10 protein-coding genes are annotated in these 12,895 nt (G+C 63.1%); 4 read left to right on the plus strand and 6 right to left on the minus strand.

Annotated elements, in window-relative coordinates:
- Position 1: 1 nt before the first annotated feature.
- The 5 genes from Q0632_RS18835 to Q0632_RS18855 are packed head-to-tail and all read right to left on the minus strand — an operon-like array spanning position 2 to position 6,896.
- On the minus strand, positions 2-1,348 hold the full coding sequence (locus Q0632_RS18835; protein WP_298933046.1) for a TolC family outer membrane protein: 1,347 nt from the start codon (positions 1,346-1,348) through the stop codon (positions 2-4).
- Positions 1,349-1,350: 2 nt separating this feature from the next.
- A complete protein-coding gene (locus tag Q0632_RS18840; RefSeq protein ID WP_298933047.1) occupies positions 1,351-2,727 on the minus strand; it encodes an HlyD family type I secretion periplasmic adaptor subunit in 1,377 nt (458 codons plus the stop codon).
- Between the two features lie 44 nt (positions 2,728-2,771).
- The gene (locus Q0632_RS18845; RefSeq protein ID WP_298933048.1) at positions 2,772-4,514 is read right to left on the minus strand and encodes a type I secretion system permease/ATPase; all 1,743 of its coding nucleotides are present in this window, start codon (positions 4,512-4,514) and stop codon (positions 2,772-2,774) included.
- Complete coding sequence (locus tag Q0632_RS18850) at positions 4,511-6,298, minus strand: type I secretion system permease/ATPase (protein ID WP_298933049.1); 1,788 nt, start codon at positions 6,296-6,298, stop codon at positions 4,511-4,513. The genes Q0632_RS18845 and Q0632_RS18850 overlap by 4 nt, the downstream gene beginning before the upstream one ends.
- Positions 6,285-6,896: a hypothetical protein gene (locus Q0632_RS18855; protein ID WP_298933050.1), complete on the minus strand. Its 612-nt coding sequence runs from the start codon at positions 6,894-6,896 to the stop codon at positions 6,285-6,287. Before Q0632_RS18855 ends, Q0632_RS18850 begins: the two co-directional genes overlap by 14 nt.
- 28 nt (positions 6,897-6,924) lie before the next feature.
- Here Q0632_RS18855 and Q0632_RS18860 point away from each other — a divergent pair, with 28 nt between their 5' ends.
- The 3 genes from Q0632_RS18860 to Q0632_RS18870 all read left to right on the plus strand — a co-directional run bounded on the left by Q0632_RS18860 (position 6,925) and on the right by Q0632_RS18870 (position 11,463).
- On the plus strand, positions 6,925-7,188 hold the full coding sequence (locus Q0632_RS18860) for a hypothetical protein (protein WP_298933051.1): 264 nt from the start codon (positions 6,925-6,927) through the stop codon (positions 7,186-7,188).
- A gap of 135 nt (positions 7,189-7,323) precedes the next feature.
- Positions 7,324-9,822: a DUF4214 domain-containing protein gene (locus Q0632_RS18865; protein WP_298933053.1), complete on the plus strand. Its 2,499-nt coding sequence runs from the start codon at positions 7,324-7,326 to the stop codon at positions 9,820-9,822.
- A 102-nt stretch (positions 9,823-9,924) separates the two neighbouring features.
- Positions 9,925-11,463 (plus strand): class I SAM-dependent methyltransferase, encoded by a 1,539-nt coding sequence (locus tag Q0632_RS18870; RefSeq protein ID WP_298933055.1) that lies wholly within the window; start codon positions 9,925-9,927, stop codon positions 11,461-11,463.
- A 28-nt stretch (positions 11,464-11,491) separates the two neighbouring features.
- On the opposite strand, the gene Q0632_RS18875 is transcribed toward Q0632_RS18870, so the two are convergent.
- Positions 11,492-12,409, minus strand: coding sequence for a phytanoyl-CoA dioxygenase family protein (locus tag Q0632_RS18875; RefSeq protein ID WP_298933057.1), 918 nt, complete (start codon positions 12,407-12,409; stop codon positions 11,492-11,494).
- A gap of 103 nt (positions 12,410-12,512) precedes the next feature.
- On the opposite strand from Q0632_RS18875, the gene Q0632_RS18880 reads away from it, so the two are divergent.
- A complete protein-coding gene (locus tag Q0632_RS18880) occupies positions 12,513-12,677 on the plus strand; it encodes a DUF4214 domain-containing protein (protein ID WP_298933309.1) in 165 nt (54 codons plus the stop codon).
- Positions 12,678-12,895 lie beyond the last annotated feature (218 nt).

The following is a 12,895-nucleotide window of genomic DNA, read 5'->3' on the forward strand; positions in this document are numbered from 1 at the left end:
ATCAATGCTGAAGCCACCCATTGATTTCGTCAATGTTCTCCGCCTTCAATCCGCCGGCCAGAGCCTTGAGACGGACCCGCGAGACCAGATAGGTGAAGCGCGCCTGCGCCAGATCGCGCCGCGCCGTTCCAAGTTGCTGCTCCGCGTTGAGGATGTCCAGCCGCGTGCGCACGCCGGCTTCGAAGGATCGCTTGCTGGACAAGGCCAGCTGCTCGGCGGAGCGCACAGCCTGCTCCAGTGCCTGCACTTTCAGGACACCCTCGGTAACGCCACGGTGCTCGCGGTGCACGCGAACACCGAGGTCGCGGCGCACCTCTTCAATCACGTTTTCCGCCCGTGTGACCAGGGCCAGTGCCTCGCGCACCTGGGAGTTGACATAGCCGCCCTGGAAGATCGGCACATTCAGCTGCAGGCCGATCTGCCGCTGGTTGTACTCGGTGTTGATGCGTGTCACGTTGTCGCTGATGCTGCGCGACAGCTGAGCCACGGCGTCCAGCGTGGGGTAGTGGCCGGATTTGGCTTTGTCCACCATGGCGCGGGCCGCATCGACTTGGGCCTTGGCCGACTGGATCTCGGGGCTGAATGCTTCGGCCTGCGCGGTCCAGGCTTCCACGCTGGACGGCGTGGGGGGCGCGAGCTGGAACTTGGCCAGGTCGATGCGGGCGACGGTTTCGGTCACGGGGCGGTTGATCAGAGCCTGCAGCTGCCTGCGCACCAGTTCGACGTTCTGCCGCGCTTCCAGCTCCTGGGCGACGATCAGGTCCAGGCGCGATTGCGCTTCATCGATGTCCGTGCGCGTTCCCGCGCCTGCCGCAAAGCCTTTGCGCGCCGCATCCACCTGCGTGGTGTAGGCCGCCTTCTGGATGCCCACCAGGACAAGTTGCTGCTCCGTGAGCAGCGCCTCAAAATAGGTTTGCGCCACCCGCATCACCAGGTTTTGCTGGTCTCGCTCCAGTACGGCCTCGGCATCGGCAACGATCGCCTCCGCCTGCCGGTACTGCGCCAGGAGTTCCGTGCGGAACAGGGGCTGCCGCACGACCAGGGCATCGTTGGTGCTCCTGTATTTTTCGCTGTTGGTGACCGTGCGTCCCAGGAAGTCAGGCGTCGTCGAGTCCAGCTCATTCTTGAAGCGCGACGAGTTCGCTGAAATATTGGGGAAGAACTGCGAGCGGGCCTGCGGCAGCCTCTCCCGGCCCGCTTCGGCGGCTGCCCGCGATGCACGGATGGTCGCGTCCTGCTCCAGAGCCAGGCGGTAAGTTTCTGCAAGGTCCAGGGACCATGCCGGCAAGTGGAACACTGCGGCCGCGGCGAGCACCAGTGCGCGCTTTCGGGCCAGACGCTTGTCCATGGTCATTCCTCCTTCATCGAGGCTGCGAGCCGTTTGGTCAAGGGCCCCAGCATGTACGTCAGCAACGAACGTTCGCCGGTGCGGAAAATCACTTCTGCCGGCATGCCAGGCTGCATCTGGTGTTTGCCGAGCTTCTTGATGCCCTCGGGAGTGACCGCGACACGTGCCAGGTAGTAGCTCGTCACGGCGTTGTTGGCCTGCTCGGTGATCAGGTCGCCCGAGATCGACAGCACACGGCCATCAACGACCAGCGAGGGGGCGTGCGAGAAGGCCGAGAAGCGGATGTCCACAGGCAGGCCGGTGTGGACCTTGTCGATGAAGTGCGGTTGCACATGGGCCTCCAGCAACAGGGGTTCGTCGTTGGGAACAATGTCCATCAGCTTTTGCCCGGACTGGATGACACCGCCGGGAGTCTGCACCGTCAGGCCGACGACCTGCCCGGTCGCCGGCGCCTTGATTTCCATGCGCTCGAGGTCATTGAACTGGGAGCGGAATTTCTCGGCGTCGCCTTGCACTTCGCGGCTGACTTCGGCCATCTGGCTCTCGATTTCCTTGCGGTACTCCTGCTGGCGGGAGATCATGCGCTGGCGCAACTCGCCGACGGTGCGGCGCGCGCGGATGGTATTTCCCTGCAATTCCGCCAAGGCCGTGTTCGATTCGGAAACTGCGCGTTCGAGCTCAAACTGGCGGTTGCGGGGCGCATATCCTTCCGCGACCAGACCGCGGGTGTTTTTCAGCTCCTCGCTCAACAACGACAACTGGTTTTTCCGGTTCTCCAGCATGCCCTGGTAGGCCTGAATCAAGCCTTCCTGACCCTGGATGCTTTCGTTGAGGGACTGGAGTTCGGCCGCCAAGGCGGAGCGCCGGGCGATGAGAAGTTGCTGCTGGGTGTCCATCTGGGCACGGATCAATGGATCCTTGCCACCTTCCACCAGGTCCGGATGCCAGGTGATGGCCTGGACGCCGCTTTGCTCGGCCAACAACCGCGCCTGCATGGCCCGCAACGCCAGGTAGCGTTGCCGTGTGGTTTCATAGTTCGCCCGGGCGACCGCCTCATCGAGCCGGATCAAGGCCTGGCCTTCCTTGACGCTTTGGCCCTCCCGGACCAGTACTTCCTTGACGATGCCGCCGCTCAGGTGCTGAACTGCCTTGCGCTTGGTGTCGATGCTGACCAAGGCGGGCGCTGCCACCCCTTCGTCGAGCGGCGCGAACGCGGCCCAGAGCAGGAAGCCGCCGAAACCGATGGCCAGCGCCCACATGCCGATACGCGCGGCGCCGCCGGTGTCGGTATTGAGCGCCACTGTGCCATCGGCCGTTGCGTCGGGTGCGTCCTTTGCGGGGTCGGCAGGGGATCGTTTCGGCAATGAAAATTTGACCATGGCGTTGAACTCGAAAAGTCTTCAGGAATCGGTATGGAGCAAACTCAGGCCGGTTGCGGCGTGAGGGGCGGATGGGGCGGCTCGGAAGCCTGACTCTGGGCGGACTGCTGTTTTAGCGCGCCAATGACGGCATCGCGCGGCCCATTGGCGACCAGAACGCCATTGTTCAGGATCATCAAGTGGTCGGCCGCACCGATGGCGCCGGGCCGGTGGGTGATGAGGAAGACGGTCTTGCCCTTGGCTTTGAGCTGGGCGACGGTGTTCATCAGGGCTGCTTCACCTGGTTCGTCCAGGTTGGCATTGGGCTCGTCCAGAACCACCATGGCGGGATCTCCGTACACGGCGCGCGCCAGGCCGATGCGTTGGCGCTGCCCACCGGAGAGCATTCCACCGGCCTCGCCGATGGGCGTGTCATAGCCCTTGGGGAAACGAAGAATCATTTCATGCAGGCCGGCGCAGCGCGCAGCGTCGATGACTTTGTCCGAGTCCACCTCGCTGAAGCGGGCAATGTTTTCAGCGATCGTTCCCTCGAACAGTTCAACGTCCTGCGGCAGGTAGCCCAGGTGCGGCCCCAGTTCCAGGCGATTCCAGCCTCCCAGGGGCAGGCCGTCGAGCAAAACGTCGCCGGTGACGTCGGGCCAGATGCCGACCATCACACGTGCCAGCGTCGACTTGCCGGAGCCAGAGGGGCCCAGGACGGCAACGACGGTGCCCGGCTCGACTGTGAATCCGATGTTCTTGAGGATGGGCGTGTCCCGGCCCGGCGCGCCGGCAAAGACAGCCTGCAGCTGCAGTTGCCCGCGCGGCGCCACCCGCGACAGGGCCGGGTCGCGTTCCGGGAATTGCTGGAGCAAGTCTTCCAGCCGTTCAAATGCCGCGCGTGCGCTGACGAAACCGCGCCAGCTGCCCACCAGCATGTCGATGGGGGCCAGGGCCCGGCTCATCAGGACGTTAGCCGCAATCATGCCGCCCGCCGAAAGCTGTCCGTCGATCACCAGCAGGGCGCCGGCTCCCAGGGCCAGGGATTGCTGGCTGTAGCGGATGAACTTGCTCCATGCCGTCACGCGGTTGTTCACCGCCTGGGCCTGGCCGTTCTTCGTGAGGAAATCCTGGTGGCGTTCACGCCAGCGATGGCGCAAGTTGTCCACCATGCCCATGGACTCCAGCACTTCGGAATTGCGCAATTTCCCTTGCAGATAGACGGCGACCTCGCTGGCTGCCCGGGAGGCGGCTTCCGCCGGGGCCACCGTGTGGCGATGCCCGAACCAGGCCAGGGCCACCTGGATGCAGGCGAACACGATGGCCAGCATGCCCAGCATCGGATGCAGCATGAACGTGACTGCAACATAGATAGGCGCCCAAGGCGCGTCGAAGAAGGCGAACAGGCCCTGGCCGGTGAGAAACTGGCGCACCTGCAACAGGTCGCCAAAGGCCCGCGCCGGACTCGCACCGGAGCTGCCCAGGTAGGACTCGAAACTGGCGTTGAAGACGCGGGTGCCAAGCTGCTCGTCCAGCCGGACGCCGGCGCGTACCAGCACCCGGGAGCGGGTCCATTCCGCGATGGCCATGATGCCGAACAGGAACAAGCAGATCAGCGACACGGCCAACAGCGTCAATTCGCTCTGGCTGACCAGCACGCGGTCGTACACCTGCAGCATGTAGATGGTGGGCGTCAGCATCAGCAAGTTGGAGACCGCGCTGAAGAGGCCGACGATGCAGAACTCCCGGCGAAAGGCCCAGAGTGCGCCCATCAGCTCGCTGCGTTGGAAGAGGGCCGGTGTTTTCATGCTGCTTCCTCTGGCGCGGGCAACGCTGTGGCGGGGGTGGCCTGAGGCTGCTGTGCGGGCCGGGCCTGGCCTGCTTCCTGGCGGGCCTTGTTGATTGCAGCAAGCACTTCATCGCGCGGACCGAATGCCCGTACGGTGCCGTCGCTGAGGAACAGGATCTTGTCCGCCACGCCCAGGACGCTTGTGCGATGCGTGATCACGACAAAGGTCGTGCCTCGTTCCTTGGCTGTCCGGATGGCCGTGGCCAAGGCTGCGTCGCCATCGTCGTCCAGGCTGGAATTGGGCTCATCCAGCAAGACGAAGACCGGATCGCCGTAAAGCGCGCGGGCCAAGCCCACGCGCTGGCGTTGACCGCCCGACAGCCGCGCTCCTTCGGGCCCCACGTCGGTGTCATAGCCCTGTGGCAGGGCCATGATGAAGTCATGCAGGCCAACGGCCCGGGCGGCGTTTTCGATTTTTGCTTTTTCCACGGTGCCAAAGCGGGCGATGTTGTCTGCAATGCTGCCGTCAAAGAGTTCCACGCCTTGCGGCAGGTAGCCGACATGGGGCCCGAGCTCGTTCTTGTCCCAGGCGTAAATGTCCGCGCCGTCGAGCCGCGCCTTGCCACCGTAGGAGGGCCAGATGCCTGCCAGGACGCGGGCCAACGTGGTTTTGCCCGAAGCCGAGGGGCCGATCACGGCCAGCACCTCGCCAGGATTGAGGCCGAAACTGACGCCTTTGAGGATGGGGATCTGGGAGCCGGGCGCCGTGGCCAGAATGTTTTCTGCCAGCAAGTTGCCGCGCGGCGCGGGCAGCGCCATGCTTTCAAGACGCGGCGGCAGGGCGGTCAGGAGCTGGTCCACCCGTCGCCAGGCGTCGCGCGCCGTCACGACAACGCGCCATTGCGTCACGATCTGCACCAGCGGCTGCAACAGGCGGCCGCCCAGGATGGAGCCGATGATCATCATGCCGGGGCCGCCATTGAGCTCGTTGCGCAACAGCAGCCAGGCGCCCAGCCCCAGTAGCAGAGAGCCCATGACGACCTGCAGGAACTTGGAGATGGCCTGGAACAGGCCCGCGCGCTCGGACGCCACGGCCTGCAGCCCGAGGAATTCGCGCTGCTTGCCAATCCAGCGCTTGTGGATGTCGCCCAGCATGCCCATGGCTTCAATGACCTGCGCGTTGCGCAGCGATCCGTCGGCGTAACGCTGGGCCTCCATCGCGCTGCGGTTCGCCGCGGACAGCGGGGGCTGGGTGCTGCGCTCGTTCATCCAGGCGACGAAGGTCTGCAAAACGGCACCGGCCATCGCGGACCAACCCAGGATCGGGCTGATTGCAAAGATGAGGACCAGGAAGACCAGGGCGACTGGCGCTTCCATCAGCGACTTGAGTACGACCGAGGGCAGAAAGTCCCTCAAGGTGCGCAAATCCGCCAGCGGTTGGGCGGTACCGGCCGGCATGTGTTTGAGTCTGGCCTCGAAACTGGCTGAGAAGATGCGATCGCTGGTGGCGGCGTCCAGGGCCAGTCCGGCTTCGTGCATTTCTTCCGAATGCGCCCACTCCAGGATTTCCATGACCACATAAGACGCCAGGACCAGCAGGGTCAGCATGACCAGGGTCAGGTGGTTGCGGCTGTTGACCACCCGCTCGTAGACCTCCAGCATGTACCAGCTGGGCATCAGCACCAGCAGGCTGGCTATGACGGTGAACCACGCCGACCGGACGAAATAGGGGCGCAGCGCGTCGACTGCCCGCCGCAGTTCGGATGCCGGGCGTTCCAGCTGTTTGGGGTCAGGCGTTTGCATTGGTTTCTTCCACGATCACGTATTCAGGCAGTTCGCCCGCGTTGTCTGCTGCTGGGCTGTTGTCTTCTTCCTCGCCATCCGAGAAGGTGAACTGCAGGTCGAATCCCCCGCCCAGGCGGCGCGACAGAACAATCTCACGCAGCTTCTTCTCATGGAAATTGGCTTCGTCCTGCGCCTTCAGGTCGAGCTGAAATCGCATTCGCCCGTCCAGCGTGTACATCGAAAGCTGGCCATTTTTTAAACTCAGAGTGTGTCGGTCGAAGTACACGGGACAGGTGTCACTAAAGCGCAGCAGGGGAAGGGGCTTGTCTCCCAGCTTTGCCAGATTGAACGGGCTGGCGGGATTCTGGAAAAAGGTGCGGCTGTGGCGTGAGACGGAGTAGATCGCATTGCACACCATTTGCGAGCCCATGGCCGGGAACTGTTCGCGCAGCTGCTTGTAGGCCATGTGGTGCAGCGCGACCCGGTTCCACACGCGGGTGCTTTGGACAATGGGAGCCAGCGCGTTGCATGCCTGCGCGAAGGCCGCTTGTAATTCGACGAGACGTGCGTCCTGTTCCGGCAGAGTGTTCAGCGGGACAAGAAGCAGTATATTCATATAGGATGCGATTTTCCTGAAATCCTATATGAAAAGTCAAGCGCCCCGGCTTGGTGCCTGTATTGCTATTATTTTGATAGCTGTCCGCGCAATTGTGGTGCGGCATTTCACAGAAATCCTGCTGAATTCCTGCTGTGCCAGAGCCTGCAGCCATGCAGGCGTGAATGCACTTTTCCTGAATAAAAACAACGGTTTGGGCGCGAAAAGTGCCGTCGCCGAACTGCAACACAATCTCACGGAAAGTGATGCACGTCACACGGCGCGATTGCGCAACCACTATAGTCACGGCTAGCCCTAGTGGGGCACTGGTGCTATTGCCAGGAAACCCGCAAAGGCGAGGGCGGTGTTACATGTCGATTTTGGCGTGCTAGACTGCCCGAGTCTTCTATCGATAGACGGCAATATTCATTTTAGGAGCTAATCCACCATGGCAGTGACCACCACCCAGCTGAACCAGCTGTATCTGGCCTATTTCGGCCGCCCCGCCGATTTCGACGGCGTTACCTTTTACACCGCCAACCCGGCTGCCACGGCAGTCAGCGTTGCCGCTGCTTTCAGCGCTTCGCCCGAGTCGTTGACCCTGTACGGCCCGGTCTTCAACGCCGCCCAGATCAACGCGATCTACCAGAACCTGTTCAACCGCGATGCTGAACCCGCTGGCCTGACCTACTGGGCTACGGAAGTGGCCTCCGGCCGCATCTCCCCCGCCAGCGCTGCCGCAGCCATCTTGCTGGGCGCGCAAAACGACGACAAGAAGTCCGTCGATAACAAGCTCGCGATCGCCGCGAGCTTCTACGGCGAACTGGACACGTCGGCTGAAATCACCGGCTACTCCGGCCCCGCTGCTGCCGCTTCCGCCCGCGCCTTCCTGAAGACGGTCGACAGCACCGCCGCCAGCCTGACCGCCGCCCAGACCGCCCTGCCGGGTGCTGTGGCTGCTGCCGTGGCTGTTGGCCCGATCTCTGGCGTTCCCGGCGTGACGACCGCGCTGACCCTGAACCAGGACACCCTGGTCGGTGGCTCCGCCAACGACGTGTTCAATTCCTCCATCCAGCTGGACGGCGCCGGCGCCGCCAAGAGCACGCTGCAAACCTTCGACAGCATCGACGGTGGCGCTGGTACCGACACGCTGAACGCCACGATCGATGCCGACATCGCTCCGACGATTCGCAACGTCGAGATCGTCAATGGCCGCTTTGTCGGCGCTTTTGCACTGGATCTGACCAACGCCACTGGCGTGAGCAGCATTGTCGTGTCTGACAGCTCGGATAAGGGCGCGATCAAGGGTGCTGGCGCCGCTGCCAACCTGACCGTGCGCAACCAGAACCAAGACGTCACCGTCACCGGCAACACCAGCCTGACCCTGGCGCTGACGGCAGAAGCCTTTGGTTCCGCCACCGCCAACAAGACCGTCACCCTGGATGACAAGGCCACCTCGGCCACGGTTACCACCAGTGGTTCCTACACGAAGGTTGCTGGCGTGACCGGTCTGACCACGGCGACCATCGTTGCCGCCTCTGGCGCCAACAAGCTGGACCTGTCGGCCTCCGCTGCTGCCCTCAAGACTGTCACCGTCAATGGCGCCGGCACCTTGACCCTGGACGGCGCCCTGAACGCTGTGACCAAGCTGGACGCTGGCGTCAACACGGGCGGCGTCACTGCCACCCTGGGCGCTGCTGCTGTGACCGTCACCGGCGGCTCTGGCAAGGATTCGATCACGTACGGCGTTGCCATCGCAGCAACCGCCAAGATCGACCTGGGTGCTGGCAACGACACGCTGAAGATCGCTGCCGCCACGACCGCTGGTGCCACCATCGCCGGCGGCGACGGTACCGACGCCCTGGCTGTGATCAACGGCGCCTGGCTGGCTGGCGGCAGCAAGATTTACACGGGCTTCGAAACCCTGGAAATCGGCGGCGGCGCTGGCAACTACGACATGAGCCAGCTGACCACGCTCAACGCCGTGTCGCTGACCGGTACCGCTCTGACCGCAGTCGCTGACATCCAGAACGCTGCTGCCGGCACGACGGTGACGCTGAACTCTGCCAAGGCAGCCGACTTCGCAGCGACCAACGTGCTGACCTACACGCTGAAGGACGCCACCGGCAAGGCCGACGCGGCCACGTTCACGTTCAACGCCAACGACGGTGACAACGACGCGACGGCTGAAGGCAACATCACCTCTGCCGGCCTGACCGTCAATGGCGTGGAAACCATCACCCTGACGTCCAACTTCAAGGGCGATACCGGTGTTGCTGCCACCAAGTATGTGAACACCATCACGTCCCTGGTTGCTGACGCTGTGACCACGCTGAACATCACCGGCGCCGCTGGCACGACCATCTCTGGTCTGACGTCCGCCACGATCGCCAAGATCGACGCTTCCACGGCAACTGGCGCCATCTCGGTGTCCGCTGCCGCTGCTGGCAACTCTGTCCAGTTCCTGGGCAGCTCGGGCGATGACGTCTACACGTCGAGCACCAAGGGTGACACCGTCAACGCCGGCAAGGGCGCTGATGCGATCACGCTGACGGCTGCCAGCGTGCAGACCGACACCATCCTCCTGAAGGCTGGCGATTCGAACCTGACCTCCAAAGGCACGGGCTACGACTCCATCACCAACTTCAGCAAGGCTGCTCAAACGGCTGACATCATCGACGTCACCGCCTTCGGCTTCGAGGGTACCCAGCGTGCCGTGGGCGTCAAGGGCGTGCTGCTTGCCACGGCAATCGACGGCACGGTGCTGAGCGTGACCGACTTCTTCGAAGTCGGTGGCGTGGACCGCGGCGTTGCAGTCGGTACCATCGCTGCTGACTCCTACGTCTACATCGATGCCAACAAGGACGGCAACTACACGGCTGCCGATGACTTGGTGGTGAAGATCGTTGCGAACACTGAAGTCAGCAACAACAACTTCGCGTTCTAAAAGGCGCGGCCGCCGGATCGCTTGCGGTCTGGCTCAGGCATAGCCAGCTGCCCCATGCAAATGGGGCAGCTTTTTTTTTGAGCAAACAAAGAGAGATTTGCAATGTCAGAGCAGTGGTCAGAAGGCTATTTCACGGATGTGGCCTACACCTATGGGTATTACCGCGAACTGTCGCCGGTGTTCCAGCGGTTCTGCCTGGTCGTCAATGGCATCGCGCCGCCTGACACAGAGCAGCCAGCTTACTGCGAGCTGGGTTTCGGACAGGGCGTGTCCATCAATATCCACGCCGCCGCCGGCAGCGGAAAATTTGTCGGCAACGATTTCAATCCAGAGCATGCGGCCTATGCCGCAGGACTGGCCAGCAAGGCCGGCAGCGGCGCCCTGCTGACGGACGACAGTTTTGAACAGATGCTGGGCCGCACCGACCTGCCGCAGTTCGACTACATCGGGCTACACGGGATCTGGAGCTGGGTCAGCAAGGAGAACCAGAAATTCATCGTCGAGTTCGCCCAGCGCAAGCTCAAGCCCGGTGGTGTGCTCTACGTGAGCTACAACTGTTTTCCGGGCTGGGCCCCCTACATTCCCCTGCGCCAGGCTTTTGCTCTGCATGACCGCCACACGGACCGCAGCAAGCCGGCAGCCGACCGCGTCAATGCCGCGTTGGAGTTCACCGAGAAGATGTTCGCCGCGAAGCCGCGCTACATCCAGACCGCCGCCGGCGTGCAAGACCGCCTGGTCAAGCTCAAGGAGCAGAGCCGTAACTACCTGGCGCACGAGTACTTCAACCGTGAATGGAACACCATGTACTTCACGGATGTGGTCGATGCCATGGTGCCTGCCAAGCTCAACTACGCCGCATCCTGCAACCCGGTCGACTTCGTTGATGCGGTCAATCTCACCGCCGAGCAGGTCGACTTCCTGAAGACCATTGACAACCCCGTGTTCCGCGAGCAGATACGCGACTACATGGTCAACCAGCAGTTCCGCAAGGATTTGTATGTGCGGGGAGCGCGCAAGCTCAAGCGCGGTGAGCGCACCGACCTGTTGCTGGACATGCGCTTTGCCCTGGTCGTGCCCGTCGAGAGCGTGGCCTACAAGGTCAAGATGTCAATGGGCGAAGTGCAGCTACGGGAAGACATCTACAAGCCTGTGGTGGAAGCATTGGCCACCGGCAACCACCAGCCCAAGACGCTGCGCCAGATCGTGACTGCGCTGGCCGCGACCACGATCTCGCTCGATGCCATCGTGCAGGCGGTCGTCGTGCTCGCCGGCAATGGCTGGGTGTCGCCTTGCCAGTCGGAAGCCGCAGCCAAGGCGGCGAAACCTGCCTGCGACAAACTGAATGCGGAAATCGCGGAGCAAAACCTTTACAGCGCCGAGGTGGCGGTGTGGGCTTCCCCGGTGACGGGTGGAGCGGTGACCGTCCAGCGTTTCTCGCAGCTGTTCATGCTGGCGCGTTGGCGCAAGCACACGGACCCCGCTCTGTTCGCCGCGGAAGTGCTGCGCGCGAACGGCGAGATGGTGCTCAAGGACGGCAAGGCTTTGCAGACGGCGGAAGAAAATCTGGCCCACCTGCGTGAGCAGTACGAGAGCTTTGTCGCCAAACACCTGCCCGCGCTGAAGTCGCTCGGGGTGGCGTGAGCGGGCGGCGCGACCGCTGCCCCTGCTTCTAGAAGGTGGCGGCGGCCGCAGCTGCCGTGGGCGGCGCAGGCTCAGCCTGGAACAAGGTGCGCGCAAATGCCTCGACTTCCGGCGCTAGCGGATACATGTGCTTGTATTGCACGATCTGCTTGCCGATCAGCTGCATGCGGAACGCGAAGCTCGGGATCTCATTGGGCTTGGTCAGCGGTTCGTTGAACGGCGGCACCTGGCCTGACTGGAACTCGAACGCAACCGAGATGCGCGGCAGTGTTTCTCGCGTGCTCGAATGCGAGCCCCAATGCAGGATCGCCTGGTTCCAGCACAGGACGCTGCCGGCCTGTGCTGGCAGCGCGCGGATGTCGGAATGCTTGAACACGCGCTGGTCGTCCTGCGGCGTCCCATACACAGGGTCGCGGTCCGCGGGCACCAGGTACATGCAGCCGTTGAGCGTGGTCGAATCGGTCAATGGGATCCAGATCGTCACCGACTTGGGCGAGCCGTCCTCGAACAGGGCCTTGTGGTTCTTGTCGCGGTGCGGGCTCCAGCCGCTTTCGTCTTTCTGTGGATCGACCAGCCAGGCCCAGAAGTCCGGCAGGCGCAGAAAGCCCGGTCCGATCAGGCTTTCAATCACGTGGTTCAGGCGCAGGTAGAGGCACCAGAATTCGTCGTAAACGAAGGCAAAGGGCAGCGGCAGGCCGTTGGCATTGAGCGTCTTGACCAGGTTGACCATGCCATCGATCGGCAGGTCCCAGCGCTGAGGCGGCAACTGGAAATAGCCTTCGACGCGAATCAGCTCGCGCAGGGTCTTTGCCATCTCGTCTTCAATGCGCATGACCCCCTGCTGTTGCAGGAAAGGCACGTCATGGACATGCAGCGCCGGTGCCAGATTGCGCCACCAGGCGGGGTCGTTGACCTGGGCGAGTTCGATGCTGGGGAAGTTGCTCATGCCTGGGCTGTCCTGAAGAAATGCCGGCCCAGCCTGGGCCTTTGCTGCTGATTTTACGGCTGTTCGCTCCCCGGCGCATTGCGAAAAGACCGGGATTGACACCCTGGACAGCCCGGAATTCAGCCGCATGTACGGCACAGTGGACAACGCCAGCTTCATCAGCAAGCTGTACCAGAACGTGCTGCACCGGGAGGCCGATGCGCCGGGCAGGCCTTTCATGGTGCTGCGCTCGCCGATGGCTCCATCGACCGGGCCCAGCTGCTGGTGAACTTCTCCGAATCCCCCGAGAACCAGGCGGCCCTGATCGGCGTGATTTCTGCCGGAATGGCCTATCCCCTGATTTGAGCCGCTTTCAGAGGACAAATAAGCCCCTGACCCCCGGAAAATGGGCGTGAGGCGCTATCAAAAGTAGAGCGTTTTGCGGATGACGGCCGTGCCGTCGAGGCGAGCGTGTCGGCGCCGCTGGCGTGAAGGATTGCGTGGGAT

This window comes from uncultured Ramlibacter sp. (genome assembly GCF_936925435.1).
Lineage (GTDB): Bacteria > Pseudomonadota > Gammaproteobacteria > Burkholderiales > Burkholderiaceae_C > Ramlibacter.

Excerpts from the sequence above, each read along its gene's own strand:
- Q0632_RS18835 (WP_298933046.1), bottom strand. The coding sequence starts at position 1,348 with ATGGACAAGCGTCTGGCCCGAAAGCGCGCACTGGTGCTCGCCGCGGCC.
- Q0632_RS18840 (WP_298933047.1), bottom strand. The coding sequence starts at position 2,727 with ATGGTCAAATTTTCATTGCCGAAACGATCCCCTGCCGACCCCGCAAAG.
- Q0632_RS18845 (WP_298933048.1), bottom strand. The coding sequence starts at position 4,514 with ATGAAAACACCGGCCCTCTTCCAACGCAGCGAGCTGATGGGCGCACTC.
- Q0632_RS18850 (WP_298933049.1), bottom strand. The coding sequence starts at position 6,298 with ATGCAAACGCCTGACCCCAAACAGCTGGAACGCCCGGCATCCGAACTG.
- Q0632_RS18855 (WP_298933050.1), bottom strand. The coding sequence starts at position 6,896 with ATGAATATACTGCTTCTTGTCCCGCTGAACACTCTGCCGGAACAGGAC.
- Q0632_RS18860 (WP_298933051.1), top strand. The coding sequence starts at position 6,925 with ATGAAAAGTCAAGCGCCCCGGCTTGGTGCCTGTATTGCTATTATTTTG.
- Q0632_RS18865 (WP_298933053.1), top strand. The coding sequence starts at position 7,324 with ATGGCAGTGACCACCACCCAGCTGAACCAGCTGTATCTGGCCTATTTC.
- Q0632_RS18870 (WP_298933055.1), top strand. The coding sequence starts at position 9,925 with ATGTCAGAGCAGTGGTCAGAAGGCTATTTCACGGATGTGGCCTACACC.
- Q0632_RS18875 (WP_298933057.1), bottom strand. The coding sequence starts at position 12,409 with ATGAGCAACTTCCCCAGCATCGAACTCGCCCAGGTCAACGACCCCGCC.